The organism is Streptococcus sp. 27098_8_82 (genome assembly GCF_041431615.1).
GTDB lineage: Bacteria > Bacillota > Bacilli > Lactobacillales > Streptococcaceae > Streptococcus > Streptococcus sanguinis_K.
Genome location: NZ_JAPVYB010000010.1, coordinates 53,927 through 68,388, shown reverse-complemented (window position 1 = coordinate 68,388; position 14,462 = coordinate 53,927). Strand labels below are relative to the sequence as shown.

Below are 14,462 nucleotides of genomic sequence, written 5' to 3'. Positions count from 1 at the left end.
CCTCGCTTTTCTATTGTAAAATCTTATTCTTCATTATCAATCATCAAACACTCTGCCTGTGAGTTGGTACATGAGGTAAATGTGCTCCAAGGTTTTGACAATTCGCGTCACATGAAGTTATTTAAGCATCTCCTTTTCTCTCATTACCATTTTCTGTTATAATAAATTGTACTTCTAGAATAGAAAGGACTTAAGATGACAACTCTTATTAAGCATAAACGTGTAGAATTTTCAGAACTATTTTATGACCTAGTGTTTGTTTTTGCAATTTCAAAAGCAACTGCTTTAATTCACCCTCTTCATAGCGGTGTTGTGGCTTGGGATTCTTTACTTGATTTCTTCATCTCTGTCATGGTTATCATCAATTCCTGGATGATTCAAACCATTTATACCAATCGCTATGGAACAAACTCGTTATTTAACATGGTAATCATGTTTATCAACATGGGACTTATGCTCTTTATGTCCAATATGATTGGATACAATTGGCAACAATGGTTCTATTATACCTGTTGGGCTGTTGGTACATTGACCCTTACCTTATTTTTTCAATATTTGGTTGAATTTTTTAGAAAATCAACCGATAATACTGATCGGGAAAGTATCAAAGGTTTTCTATGGTTAACAGGTCTAGGAAGTTTAGGAGTCTATCTGGCAGCTCTTTTTCCTATTTACGTTGGAGTCTATATCTTTATTGCTAGTATTCTGCTAACATTTATTGTGCCAATTTTCTTGATTACTAAAGATGAGCATTTCCAGGTAAATCTTCCCCATTTAATCGAGCGCGTCTCCCTTCTTGTGATTATTACGTTTGGAGAGATGGTTGTTGGGCTAGCTAGCTTCTTTACAGTCGAGAATTTCTCGATTTATTCGGTTCTCAATTTCGTTATCATGCTTTCCCTGTTCTTGTTTTATTTTGGCGAATTTGACCATGCTATTGATGAAGGATCTAGTCAAAAGGGATTATTTGTAATTTATAGTCACTATCCTATTTTCATCGGGCTTATGTTGATGACAGTTTCGATGGGTTATCTCCTGAATCCCGAGGCTAATCTTCTCGTTGCAATCAGCTTCTTTTATATCGGAATTGGCCTCTTCCAAGCTGCTGTCCTAGCAAATGGGCCCTATAACAAAAACTATCTTCGCTATCCGAGAAGTTACTACTGTGCTCAAGCGACACTCTATCTGGCTGCCTTGATTCTCTCTTTGCTTTTCGCTTCTAATCCTATAACAGTGTTGAGTATTGCAACCATTTTTACTCTAGCTATAGCCATTCATTTTATTTATTTTTATGTGACACAGAATAAAAAATATTCCAAATCTAACTGGGGGTTCTTTTAATGAGTTTATAGCATTAAAAAAGCTTTGGGAACCAAGGCTTTATATGATATCAATCACCGACCACGAAAATGTTTAGCTTACAGAACTGCTAGTGAAGCTCTAGAGGATGAGTTCGAGTAAATGTTGCACTTATTCTTGCAATTTATCATTTACTTGATGCACGAACTCGATATTTTTTTCGTTAATTTGTTTTTGCCCCACTTTTGCCCCATTTTTAAATCCTGACATTGAAAATACCTAAAAGTATTTCCCTAAAATCAGCTATATTTCAACATTTTTGTTTATTTTCAATATGAAAAGTTCTTACAAATTCATGCAGGGGGCATAGAAATAGATAAGAAAAAGCCTTGATTTACAAGGTTTTTTTGCTTATTTAATTTCGCTTTTTTCAGCTCAATCATCTCCTTAAATTCAAAGTAGATTTTCCACACAAAAAATCCCCTTCCTTTAGACACAAGAAAGGAGAGGCATCGCATAGAAAAAAACTACGAGAGAAGACTGAAACAAAATATGTTTGACGAAAACCTGATAAAGATGGTTACACACCGAGCATATTCCTAAGGACGTCTTATAATTTTTTTGATTTAGGAATTAAGAAAGATTATATATCAAGTTTAGATATGCCTCACGCTTGCATATCCAAGCGGCCTTCCCCGTAGTTCTGAGCAACTAATTTGTTCTAGGAAACATCTTAGTTGCTTTTTATTTTAAAACAACTATATTACGGAACATCACAGTCTTGATTAACAAAAGGATACAAGATAGTGACTGATTGTAAAAAACATTCTTATTTCTGCTTTCTAAAAAGCGACCACTGCTAATCCGGGTTTGGAGTAAAAAATCTCTGCCCCTTAAGGGAACAGAGATGAAATTTATTTCTTCTTCGCACGGAAGACAATGAAGCCTACCAAGCCTACTAGAGCTACTCCAGCAGCAATCATGATCCAGCTAGCATTCTCACCCGCTTTAGGGAGAACTTTCTTGGTTCCAACATTAGAGGCATTTCCTCCGCCAGTACCATTATCTGATTCGATAATCACAACAGTGCTTCCTGTAGTGCTGCTTGAGCTAGAAGTCGTGCTACTGCTACTTGAGCTAGAGCTGGAACTACTACTGCTGCTCTTAGAGCTATTGTCCGAGCTAGGTTTCGGCGGCTGCGGAACTCCTGGAACTGGTGTATTGGTAATGTTCATACCATCAACAGTAGCTGTATAACCATAAACACGGTCTTCAGTAACTGAGTAGACAATATCTTTTCCATCTTCACCAGTCGCTGGCAAGTCAGTGAACTCATACTTCCACTCACCCTTATCATTCGGACCAACTTCTTTATGAGCAACTTCAGTGCCATTTGCATAGAGACGAACGGTAATCTTGTCTGGACGTTTGCCATCTTTATCGTTGTCATCATTCCAAGTCTTGGTACCTGAAGCAGTAATCAATGCCTTACGGTTGGTAAAGTCTTTGTAAATAATACCAGAACCATAATTTTTGAGCTGAGCGGCATTAACCTGAATCTCTTCATCTGACAGTTGGTAACCTTCTGGTGCCTTGGTTTCCTTAATCAGATAATGCTCCTTAATCAAGTTGCTGAAAGAAGCAATCCCATTAGCATCACTGGTTGCTTTTTGAACAATTGTCACACCATCTTCATCGTACAATGTGAATTCAGCACCTGCTAGGGCTTTACCAGCTTCATCTTTCTTAGTCACCTGCACACCATAGACATCCCCATGTGCATAGCCGTTTGCACGTTGGTAGCGGACAGCAACTGAAGATTTTTGCTCTTCGATATTATCTGCTCGCATGATTGCTTCGTTCGGGAAGAGTGTTCCATCAGTCGGAACTGTAGGGAAGTTGACACGATAGCGAACATAGAAGCCTTCATTGGCACCGATATGCCCCATGTTAATGGTAAAGGAACGCTTGTCAGCAGCAAGATTAATCGTATAATTTGCTGTCACATCCTCGCGTTGCTGACTTAGTCGGTAAGAGTTATCAGCCGGGTCAACAACCCATGAGCCTTTAAGAATTTGGAAGCTGTTGAGATCAATTTCTCCGGTATTAAAGCCCAGAGTATCTGAAATAACAACATTATCCAGTTCTTGATTTTGTTGGTTGATATTCAGGCTGTAAGTAATGCTCTTGATATTATCCGCATTATTCCAGCCGTATTTTATGAAAGTATAAGGAGTTGCTTGGCCAGGAAGACCTTTGTAGTCAACTTTCCCATACTCAACAATCTTCTTACCAACGATAAGTTTCAGAGGAATAGAGCCTTTATCTCTAGCTACTGTATGATCAACGCGAGCTAAAAGATGAACTTTTCCTTCAATATGAGAGCGAGTCAGGACATAGTCTGTATAAGTCAGTGTAAGCTGTTTAGAGCTTGCATCAACAACAGCTGTCGCTACGAGATTGCCGTCATCATCTTTGACTTCAAAATCAGCTCCCTCCAAGGCAAATTCAGCAGGAAGTCCAATGGTCGTAGTATCTCCTGGCTGAACCTTGCCATAATTAAAGGCAAAGTTTGCGTCAATTTGAAATTTTTCCCAAGGGGAAAGGCCGTCAGTCAGTTCTTCACCCTTTTGATTGTAAACATTTACTGAGGTGATAACATCGTCTACCGTGTTAGCTCTGGCAGATTGACTGCTAGAAAACAGGCTAAAGAGGAGCACAAAGGCTACTGAGAAAAAGCGCGCAATAGTATGAGATATTCTTTTCATAAATAATCCCTCCGTTTTTTTCCTTTTTTCCTTTTTATCGAACATGTAAAAATATTAAAATTCCTTTACATTTCCAATATACTACATATATTAGACTAGCATACGATTGACTATAAGTCAACTATTTACCTTTACCAGTTCAGCTTTTGTCGACAATGTGTAAACCAGTTTATTTCTCCAAAAACCTTGTTATATAAGAATTGAAAACCGTTTCCTCCGTCATCTTCTTGTATTTTCTTGAAACAAAAATGTAATATTTGGCCGCATAATAAATGAACAAATATGAATTATATGACCATAAATATTCATATATATAAATTTGTTTTTAAAAATAAGCATAATTATTAATGCTTGCTACATAACTAGTCGCAATAAAAAAACTGAACAAATCTGCTCAGTTTTCTAATTGATAAATATAAGACAAAGATTATACCTAATTTATACGAATATATAATCCATTATTTTCTACATCATACCGCCCATCATTCCTGGATCCATAGCTGGAGCTGGGCTAGCTGGTTCTGGTTGATTAGCTACTACTGCTTCGGTTGTCAAGATAAGACTGGCAACAGAAGCGGCATTTTGCAAGGCTGAACGAGTCACCTTAACTGGGTCAATGATTCCAGCCTCAATCATGTTAACCCACTCGCCAGTCGCGGCATTAAAGCCTGTACCAACTTCAGAGTTTTTCAGACGGTCAATGACGATTGAACCTTCAAAGCCTGCATTCAGAGCGATTTGACGAACAGGCTCTTCCAAGGCGCGAAGAACGATGTTACGTCCAGTCCCTTCATCCCCTGCCAACTCAAGACCTGCGACAGCATCCAGTACGTTGATATAGGCAGTACCACCACCTGAAACGATTCCTTCTTCTACCGCTGCACGGGTTGCGTTAAGGGCATCTTCGATGCGGAGTTTCATTTCTTTAAGTTCTGTTTCGGTTGCAGCTCCAACCTTAATCACAGCTACGCCACCAGACAATTTAGCTAGGCGCTCTTGCAGTTTTTCACGGTCAAACTCAGAAGTGCTACTTTCAATCTGTGACTTAATGACTGCCACACGGTTAGCAATGGCTTCAGGATTACCAGAACCTTCTACAATCACAGTGCTGTCTTTATCAACAGTGACTTTAGAAGCTTGTCCAAGCGCTTCAATCGTAGCGTCTTTGAGCTCTAAACCAAGATCATCTGTAATCACTGTACCGCCCGTCAAGATAGCGATGTCTTCCAACATAGCCTTACGACGATCACCAAAGCCAGGTGCCTTGACAGCTACGACATTAAAGGTTCCTCGAATCTTGTTAAGAACAAGTGTTGGCAGAGCTTCACCGTCCACATCATCCGCCACAATCAAAAGCGGACGGTTAGTTTTCAAGATATTTTCCAATAATGGCAGAATCTCTTGAATATTAGAAATTTTCTTGTCAGTAATCAAGATGTAAGGATTGTCCAGTTCGGCTACCATTTTTTCATTGTCGGTTACCATGTACTGAGACAAGTAGCCGCGGTCAAACTGCATTCCCTCAACTACATCCAGCTCAGTTTCCATCCCTTTGGACTCTTCGATAGTAATAACGCCGTCATTTCCAACTTTTTCCATAGCTTCAGAGATGTACTCGCCGACTTTCTCGCTGCGAGAAGAAACGGCAGCAACCTGAGCAATAGCTTCCTTGTTGGAAACTGGTACTGAGTTAGATTTCAGGGCTTCAACAGCTGTTGCAACGGCTGCTTCAATTCCACGGCGGATACCGATTGGATTAGCACCAGCTGTAACATTCTTAATTCCCTCGCGAACGATGGCCTGTGTTAAAACAGTTGCTGTTGTTGTTCCGTCACCAGCAATATCATTGGTTTTTGAAGCAACTTCTGACACTAGCTTAGCGCCCATATTTTCAAAATGGTCTTCCAGTTCGATTTCCTTGGCAATGGTTACACCGTCATTGGTGATAAGGGGTGAGCCAAAGGATTTTTCCAAAACGACATTGCGGCCTTTAGGACCCAAAGTCACCTTGACAGTATTTGCTAAGATGTCAACTCCACGAACCATACTGCTTCTTGCATCTGCTGAAAATTTAATATCTTTTGCCATTTTATTATTCCTCTCTTCTAATCTTACTCGACAACTGCTAGAATATTGGCTTCACTGACTAAGAGATAAGTTTCATCTCCGTCCTTGACTTCCACGCCTGCGTGATTTTCTACGAGAACCTTGTCCCCTTCCTTGACACTCAGGGCTACCAGCTCACCGTTCAAAGTACGAATACCTTGACCGACTGCTACAACTTCAGCTGTCTTAGTCGCTGCTTGGCCGTTGCCCGCAATGACAAATCCGCCAACTTTCTGCTCTTTTTCTTCTACTTTCAAGACCACACGGTCTCCTAATGGTTTTAACATAGTTTTCCTCCAAAGATTGAATTTTTAGCACTCTAAACTATCGAGTGCTAATCTATAGTTATTATTTTATCACTTGGTCAGAAATAGTCAAGAAAAAAACCGGCTAGATGAAAGAAAAATTTTATTTTTTCTTAACTTGGCCCTAAACTCAAAAAAACAAGTCCGAGCTAAAATCCTCTCAGACTTGTCTTTAGGGGGAATGTCTATCTTGCAAGTTTTAGTTTTGCTTCAAAATCATCAATCACTTTTTGCAGATTTAGGCGTCCTCTATAGATACCATAGCCAAACAAAAGCATGGCTAAGATTCCTAGTAGAGCTAGGACGATTCCTGCAATCAGTGCTAGGAGATTGGTCTCATGAAAGAGATAAATCAGAACAAGACCGATGCTGGCAATGGCAAAGAAGAGACTGAACCAGCGTCCTAGATTTTCAATCATATGCTTCTGGTAGTGAATTTCTGTTTCATAGCCTTGAATCAATTCTTGTTCTGTCATGATCTTCTCCGTTCTTTCTTTTACTCTGCTCAAACAAATTTGTATTAGACTAGCTGCAAATCGGACTTACTGCCAGCCTAAAATTGAGCGAGAATTAGTATTTAAGTTGAGGGTCAAAGATGCCAAGCGCTACACCAATCAAAGCAATGACAACCAAGAGGAGCATAACAAGGTTTGGTGATACCTTTTTCTTAGCCATCAGCCACCAGCAAAGAGTGATAAAGCCAGCTGTTAAGAGCCCTGGATAAACACCGTCAATCTTTTCTTGCAGCTTCAGGAAGGCTTCGCCATCAGCATTTTTCAGCTCTAATGAAGTCGTTACAGAGACCCAAGTTGCAGCAACTGCCCCGATAACCATACCACCAATGACACTGATTGCCTTACGAAGCGCCTGTCCTTTAGGTCCTACAAGGAACTCTACCGCCTTGTCCCCTAATTCATAGCCTTTGAAGTAGGCAAAGCGCATACCGCCATAGATGAGAACATTCCAGACAAGGATGTAGAAGAGAGCGCCGATAGGATTTCCACCTTTAGAGAGGCCAAGGGCAATCCCCAGCAGAACTGGAATCAAAGTTCCAACCACCAAAGAATCACCGATACCCGCGATAGGTCCCATGAGACCGGCACGCATACCATTGATAGTTTCGCCGTCAACAGCGTCACCATTGGCACGCGCTTCTTCCAAACCAGCTGTAATCCCCACTACCAAAGCCCCGAGCTGAGGTTCTGTATTGAAGAAAGCTGTATAGGTCTGCATAGCTTCTTTCTGCTCTGCTTTGTCTTTGTAGAGTTCTTCCACGATTGGCAGCATAGAGGTCAAGTAGCCGAAAGTCTGCATGTGCTCTTGAGAGAAGCAAGTCAAATGACCATAGTACCAATGGTGGAATGATTTCGCTAAAGTCTTTTTAGTTATTTTCTTTCTTTCAGCCATCTTAGATATCCTCCTCATCGTCATCAAAGTCAGTTCCACCAGCCGGCGCGGTTACTCGAGCTGATTTGATTACTTCCAATTCATAGTAAATTACTGCAAAAATCAATGAAACAACTGCACTGGCAACCAAATTAAGACCAAGTGATTTAGCCAAGGTGAAGCCCACAAAGAATGGGATAAAGTCAGTAGCCTTGGTAACGATTTGTTTCAAAAGAATGGCAATACCGACACATGGGAGAAGAGCTCCGACTGTAAAGAGGGATTTCATGATGAAGCCATCCATTGGCAGGTGAGTCTTCATCAGTTCAACCATATTCGGACCAAACTTCGTGATGATCATGGTTGGGAGGAAAGAGAAGACAAAGTGGGAAATCCAAGGATAGACCCAGTCAACAGCGTAAAGCTTTTTGAATTCGCCTTTTTCAACAGCTTTCCAGCCAATGTGCTGCCAAAGCAAGTTTGTAGTGGCTGTTCCATAGAAGAGAACTGTACCGATAGTACCAACTGCTGCTCCGATTGGTGCAGCTGCTGCAGCGATAGCAGATTCAGAGGTGATGCCTTTAGAGTGAACAAATAAGATTGCAAGAGGAATCCCAATGTAAGAGATCGCCCGCACGTCAGCGGAAACTGTACCACCTGGTGTTACCAGAGCGATATAGAGGACCTGAAGGGCTACCCCAACCATAATCCCTGTTTTTAAATCTCCAAGAATCAAGCCACTAATCAAGCCTCCGACCAGAGGACGTCCCAGAGTGTAGTTACCAATACTAGAACCACCCATACCAGGCATAGAAGCTAAACTAGCAAAAAGACCCAGTAAAGCGGCTTGCAGCCAAGAAATTGTCATAATAGACTCTCCTTTTCATTATTGTAATTAAAAACCAAATTTAGACTTGAAATCGCTCCAGTAACCGATGGAAACATCAGGCAAGAGCTGGAATTTGACTTTGTAACCAGCTTTTTCCATTGCCTCAATCGCTTCTGCCTCTTCCTGGGTGATGGACTGGTTGTTGCCCAGCTTAACAGCTCCCGGACGGTCATTAGCAGGACCGACGATGATTTCCTTAACATCCCCAGGTACAAAACCTTGGTCCACTAGGATTTCCTTCATATCCACAGGATTTTTCGTAATGAGGAAATAGCGACTATCTGACTCTGTGACCTTGCCTGATTTTTCCTTGAAGGCTTCCTTGGTCCAAACAAAAGTCTTCTTGTCAGAAGCTCCCTTGTAGGCCTGAATCAAAACCTTGTTTCCTGCCGCAGCATTATTAACTGCAATCAAGCCATCACAAGGGTATTCCTTAGCCCAGCGAGTGACTGTTTGACCGTGGATCATGCGGTCGTCAATCCGTACAAATGATACTGTCATCTTTAAAATCTCCTTTTATCTTTTATAATGTATAGCGGAAGCACTAAATGTCGTCTTCATCTTCGTCAGCTGCATCGCTTACGACTTCAAATTCCTGCAAAGCAGCTGTGGCCTCGGAAAGGATGGCCTGAGCCAGCTCTTTTCCGTCCAAGATGTCTTTCATAACCAAGCCAGTAAGTCCCATGGTCAGGTTCAAACCTCCCAAGATAACTGCTGAGTCGAGCTTACCCATGTCAGCTAAGACGCTAGCTGCTGTCGTCAGAGGACTGCCTCCTACAATATCAGCCAGAACTAAGACACTGTCATCAGCGCTTAAGCCAGACAAGGCCTGAGTAAAATCAACTGCAAAATCATCAACTGACTTACCTTCCTGAAGACCGACCGCAATCACCTGATCCGTCTTGTCTCCAGCAAACATCTTCAAGGAACTCTGCACGCCTGCAGCCAGTCCCCCATGGCTGACCAGTACAAGGTATTTCATCTTTCCTGCCTCCTTTATCCTTCAACTTCTTAGCCAAGTCAGGCTTTAGATGACGAAGGATTTATTGATGATTTTATTGTACAGAATATGGAACCGGTTTCATATTGTCAAATGTCATTTTGCCCAGATGACATTTGTTAGGAAAAATATGACAATTGTCATATTGGTCTAGTCAGCTGTGCTTTTTTCTGGCTTAATTAGCAATAAAAAAGAAAGCAGATTATTTTCCGCTTTCTATTTCTCTTTGAATGCTCGGCAAGGCACTATCAATCTCTTGATTCTGCATAGCATTTTGAATCAGATAGTCCATCCGGTCCATCGTATGACGGTCCACTTCCAGACTGATGTCAATGATGGAGCGATTCATCATGTGGTCTAGCCTCTCAGAAGTCAAGGAATCCAAGCCAAAATCATCAGCCTGTAAGATTTCTCTAGCCTGTTGACTTTTCACCACAGATGGTAAGACTGAGGTCCCCTGCGATTTTTCAAACAAGGCCTGCTGACTTTCTTTATCCTGTGATAGCAAGAGCATAAATTCCCAAGCCAGCTTCTCTTGCTTACTATTGGAAGACATGGCAAAGAGCGAGGTCTTGACCTGTGTTCCCATCACCTGGCTATTGGCTGTCGGCATCGGGATACAGGTCCAAGAAAAGCTAGAATACTTGGCAACATGGTATGGGTAGGGCTTGTAGGTCCGATACTGAGCCAGACTCATAGGATAGAAGGCCACCCGTCCCTCATCAAAGTCATTAGAAGTCACCTTATAGTGCTGGCTGAGCATGTCTAGCTTGCTCATAAAGGCCAAGGCTTGGTGCATCTCTGAGCTGTCTACATTGATACCGGATTTATCGGTAAGATGGCCGCCATAAGCTACCAAAGCCTGCTGCCAAGTGTAATCCGTAATACCGTACTGATCCACCACACCATCGCCATTGGTATCCTTGGTTACTTTCTTGCAAATCTCATAGAAATCCGCCAGGGTCCAACCTGACTCAGGAATGCTAATCCCTTCTTTTTCAAGCAGGTCTTTATTGACACACATCATGATGGGATTGCTCTCAACTGGAAGAGCATAGCTGACTCCCTGATATTGCCCGGCTTCATAAGCCACCGGATAAAAGGCCCTTCGTTCATCATCTGTTAGGAGGGTATCCAAGGATTTAAGCGCGCCAGTCGAAGCCAACATGCTAAAGTCGTTTTCCGGTACCATAAAGAGATCCGGCTGCTCGCCTTTCAAGACTTGCTCTGCCAGCCAGTCAGCATAATCATCCTTGGGAATCCCGCTTTCATAGACGACCTTGACATGAGGATGCGTCTTTTCAAATTTTTTAATCAGGCTGTCCAAGGCCCTGTTTTCGCGGCTGTTAGGTACATCCCAGCTGGAGCCAGCATAGACGCCGATACGCAGGACTTTTTCCTGAGCTGAGGCCCAAAAGACAAAAGCCAAAGCAACAGATATAATCAGGACAACCAGCAGGGCCAAATGTCTCAGTCTCCACTTCATTTGTCGCTTTCCTTACTAAAATCTCTCTGGGTGACTCCAGTCTGCACAGCCCAGATAGCCAGCTGGGTTCGGTCGCGCAAGTTGAGCTTGGCTAAGATACCTGACAGGTAATTTCGGACTGTCCCTTCTGATAGAAAGAGCTTGGCAGCAATTTCTTTATTCGAAATCCCGAAGCCAATCTGCTGAATAATCTTCCACTCCGTCCGGCTCATGTCCTCTATATTTTCCTCCGTCACTGTAATAGCAAAATTGGACTGGGCCATCTGTGAAAAGATTTTGAAGACCTTGGTGGCAATATTAGGATTGATCATAGCTCCGCCCCGATAGACTGTCTGAATGGCTTCGTGAAGTTCTTCTGTCGAAACCCCTTTGAGAATGTAACCAGACGCACCGTATTTGAGAGCGGAGAAGATAAATTCATCGTCATCAAAGGTCGTCAGAATGATAATCTTAACATCCGGATACTGCTCTTTGACAGCCTTAGTACAGAGAACACCGTCCATGACTGGCATGCGAATATCCATCAGAATCACATCTGGGCGTACCCGATGAAGCTTTTCCAGCACTTCCTTGCCGTCTCCGACCGTCCCGACCACCTCAATATCTGCGTGGGCTGACAGGATGATTTGCAGAGACTCGCGAATCAAGGCCTGATCGTCTGCTATTAAAACCTTAATCATGTCTTCCTCCTATTTTTGGGATTTCGATATGCGTGTAGAAACCGTCCCGATTTTCAAATCGGACGCTTCCGCCAATAATCATTAGACGCTCCTGCATCTGCTTGAGGCCATAGCCATAGTGGAGTTCATCAAAGCCAACACCATCATCCTGAATGGTCATTACATAGGACTCTTCCTCCAGTAGCTCAATCCAGATAGTCTTGGCATGCCCATGGCGGACAGAGTTGGTAATAGACTCCTGAATCACCCGGAAGACAATGTCTTCCTTGGCAATATCCAAGTCAATATTATCCCATTCGTAGCGGAGATGAATCTCCAAATTGGAGATGGCTTCATACTCACGTATAATCTTAATCAGAGCTTCCTTCAAAGTGTTATTTTCCAGAGCTCCTGGTCGCATCTTATTGAGCGAGCCTCGGACATCACGGATACCGTCTCGAACGACGACTGAAACATTATTGAGCTGCTCCTTAGCCCGATTGGTATCAATATCAACCAAGACCTTGACCGCATCAATACCCGCCGAAATTCCCGTTAGGGCATGGCCCAATGTATCGTGAATCTCTCTTGCAATCCGCTTCCGCTCTCGATCTTCTGCTATTTTTTCGGACAAGGCCAGATAAGAGTTCAACTCGCGATTGGCCTGAGAAGCCATGCGCAGCTCTTCCTCAATCCGATGACGCTCTGTAATAGCCGACAAGATATAGAAGAGCAAGGAAATCATAAAGACAACTATATTGAGGGAGTAGAGAAAGTTCTTGCCAAAAAGCAGTAACAACCGGACGGACTCTGGGTAAAAACGAATATAGGTATCTAGAGAAGGCAGCTTGATAAAGAGCGACATGAGGTCATAGTTGGACAAGAGCAGCATGCCAAAGCTCAAAATAATGAAAGAAAACCAGTACTTCTTGTCCTTGGAAGAATTGAACTCCTTAGAGCCATAGAAAATATCCGCAAACACCAAGAGAATCAAGCCATTGTAGGACGAGTGTAATACGGAAAAGATGACCAGCATGAGCAGGATTTCAATAATGGTCGCCTTGTCATAGACGGACAGCTGATTGGGGTGGCGCTCGCGATAGTACATGACCAAAAGCAGACAGGCATACAGACTAATTGATACCCAGAAAATCAAGCTGGGAGAGCCCGGAATGGCATCCAAACGCTCCAAAAGCGAGTGACTGAAGCCCTTAGCTGCTACATAGTTGGTCGCAAAGAGATAGATGGACGCATTATAGACAATGGCAACCAGATTGATGACCATCAAGGCTATTTTGCTGTAAAATATACTTTTTTGAGGTCTCATTATTGCCACCCTGTAACTGTGTATTGACTGATATTATCCCTATTAACCAGATGAACTGGAATCAGGTATTGGCTGTCGTAGGATTTCCCCTCTTGCATCAGCTCAATTACCTGCGCCACCTTGCGTCCCATCTGAATGGGCGATTGGGCCACGGTCCCCTCTATGTCGCTAGTCGTAGCCAGAAAGTTTTTGATATCTGGTGAACCATCCACGCCATAGATTGAGATTTTCTTATCAAGACCTTGATTTTTAATAGCAGCCAAGGCCCCGATGGCTGCTCGATCATTGAGCGCCATAACTACATTAAAGTCTAAACCTTCATCCAGAGCCCCTTTGACCTGCGGCATGGTTTCCTCAGTCTGGCCTAGTGTTTCTTTCTGGGAAATAATCTTGTAGCTAGGCTGTTTTTCAATCGTATCAATAAATCCCTGAATCCGGTCCATGGCAGAGACGGCATTGCGGTGCTCTAGAAGGAGAATATTGGCAGAAGGCAGACGCTTCATCATGTCCTGGGCAATCAGGACGCCTGCTTGGTAGTTATCAGACACAATAGTCGTATCCACTTTTACATCCTGACTGATAGGCGCATCTACTACGATGATTTTAATACCAGCTTTCTTGGCCTTTTGAAGAGAGGAAATGATACTTGGACTATTGCTTTTCACCGGATTGATGACAATGACATCAACCTTTTCTCGGACAAAAAAGTCAATCTGCTGGCTCTGCTTGCCCTCATCCAGCTCAGGATCCCGAACGTAGAGCCTGCTGCCCTGCTGGTTGGTTTTCTTCTCCAGCTCCGCATTTAAGGTCTTGTAAAAGTCATTGTTCATGGTCATGTAGGTCACCCCAATCTTGACCTGCTTCTCATCTGGCAGAACGCCCTTGAAATAAACAAAAAGCAAAACCAAGATAAGCAGAATGAAAAGCGGCCAGAGAGCCTTCTTCTGATAATGCTGTATCCGTTTTTTGACCTTAGTTGATACCATTTTTCACCCCCTATGCCGTAAGCGCCTTTATGAAACATATAGGATTATTATATTACAAAGCTACCAAAAAGCAAAATCTTTCCAGAAATGGCTATAATAAAAGAGGCGAGACAGAATCTAAAAAATCCATGATTTTTGATTCTTGGTCCCACCTCGACAATCATAATTAAACTTTTAAAAGCTTGATAGAAATAGACTTTCAGTCAAACAGATCTTGTATCCTGCAAAACTGAATGTTGATTTTTTAGAGC

The 14,462-nt window shown here is 42.5% G+C and carries 13 protein-coding genes; 1 reads left to right on the top strand and 12 read right to left on the bottom strand.

Going from position 1 to position 14,462, the window contains the following annotated elements:
* Positions 1 to 195 precede the first annotated feature (195 nt).
* A complete protein-coding gene (locus O3627_RS11190) occupies positions 196 to 1,341 on the top strand; it encodes a low temperature requirement protein A (protein WP_000209242.1) in 1,146 nt (381 codons plus the stop codon).
* Positions 1,342 to 2,213: 872 nt separating this feature from the next.
* On the opposite strand, the gene O3627_RS11185 is transcribed toward O3627_RS11190, so the two are convergent.
* The 12 genes from O3627_RS11185 to O3627_RS11130 form a co-directional block, all read right to left on the bottom strand.
* On the bottom strand, positions 2,214 to 4,067 hold the full coding sequence (locus O3627_RS11185) for a Cna B-type domain-containing protein (RefSeq protein ID WP_371621437.1): 1,854 nt from the start codon (positions 4,065 to 4,067) through the stop codon (positions 2,214 to 2,216).
* A 465-nt stretch (positions 4,068 to 4,532) separates the two neighbouring features.
* Entirely contained in the window at positions 4,533 to 6,155 is a 1,623-nt protein-coding gene (groL, locus tag O3627_RS11180) for a chaperonin GroEL (RefSeq protein WP_002914472.1), read from the bottom strand.
* Positions 6,156 to 6,178: 23 nt separating this feature from the next.
* Positions 6,179 to 6,460, bottom strand: coding sequence for a co-chaperone GroES (gene groES, locus O3627_RS11175; RefSeq protein ID WP_002896725.1), 282 nt, complete (start codon positions 6,458 to 6,460; stop codon positions 6,179 to 6,181).
* A gap of 203 nt (positions 6,461 to 6,663) precedes the next feature.
* Positions 6,664 to 6,954, bottom strand: coding sequence for a hypothetical protein (locus O3627_RS11170; protein WP_002901670.1), 291 nt, complete (start codon positions 6,952 to 6,954; stop codon positions 6,664 to 6,666).
* 94 nt (positions 6,955 to 7,048) lie between these two features.
* Complete coding sequence (locus O3627_RS11165; RefSeq protein WP_002896727.1) at positions 7,049 to 7,903, bottom strand: PTS system mannose/fructose/sorbose family transporter subunit IID; 855 nt, start codon at positions 7,901 to 7,903, stop codon at positions 7,049 to 7,051.
* Positions 7,887 to 8,732 (bottom strand): PTS mannose/fructose/sorbose/N-acetylgalactosamine transporter subunit IIC, encoded by an 846-nt coding sequence (locus tag O3627_RS11160; RefSeq protein WP_371621436.1) that lies wholly within the window; start codon positions 8,730 to 8,732, stop codon positions 7,887 to 7,889. The genes O3627_RS11165 and O3627_RS11160 overlap by 17 nt, the downstream gene beginning before the upstream one ends.
* Before the next feature lie 27 nt (positions 8,733 to 8,759).
* Positions 8,760 to 9,254: a PTS sugar transporter subunit IIB gene (locus O3627_RS11155; protein ID WP_002919850.1), complete on the bottom strand. Its 495-nt coding sequence runs from the start codon at positions 9,252 to 9,254 to the stop codon at positions 8,760 to 8,762.
* Between the two features lie 43 nt (positions 9,255 to 9,297).
* Positions 9,298 to 9,735, bottom strand: a complete 438-nt coding sequence (locus tag O3627_RS11150) for a PTS sugar transporter subunit IIA (protein ID WP_002919851.1) — start codon at positions 9,733 to 9,735, stop codon at positions 9,298 to 9,300.
* A 220-nt stretch (positions 9,736 to 9,955) separates the two neighbouring features.
* Complete coding sequence (locus O3627_RS11145) at positions 9,956 to 11,239, bottom strand: ABC transporter substrate-binding protein (RefSeq protein WP_371621435.1); 1,284 nt, start codon at positions 11,237 to 11,239, stop codon at positions 9,956 to 9,958.
* Positions 11,236 to 11,919, bottom strand: coding sequence for a response regulator transcription factor (locus O3627_RS11140; protein ID WP_002896732.1), 684 nt, complete (start codon positions 11,917 to 11,919; stop codon positions 11,236 to 11,238). Before O3627_RS11140 ends, O3627_RS11145 begins: the two co-directional genes overlap by 4 nt.
* Positions 11,912 to 13,225 carry a sensor histidine kinase gene (locus O3627_RS11135; protein ID WP_002907421.1) on the bottom strand — a complete coding sequence of 438 codons (1,314 nt, stop codon included), beginning with the start codon at positions 13,223 to 13,225 and terminating at the stop codon, positions 11,912 to 11,914. Before O3627_RS11135 ends, O3627_RS11140 begins: the two co-directional genes overlap by 8 nt.
* Positions 13,225 to 14,211, bottom strand: a complete 987-nt coding sequence (locus O3627_RS11130) for a substrate-binding domain-containing protein (RefSeq protein WP_002903471.1) — start codon at positions 14,209 to 14,211, stop codon at positions 13,225 to 13,227. The genes O3627_RS11135 and O3627_RS11130 overlap by 1 nt, the downstream gene beginning before the upstream one ends.
* Positions 14,212 to 14,462: the final 251 nt, after the last annotated feature.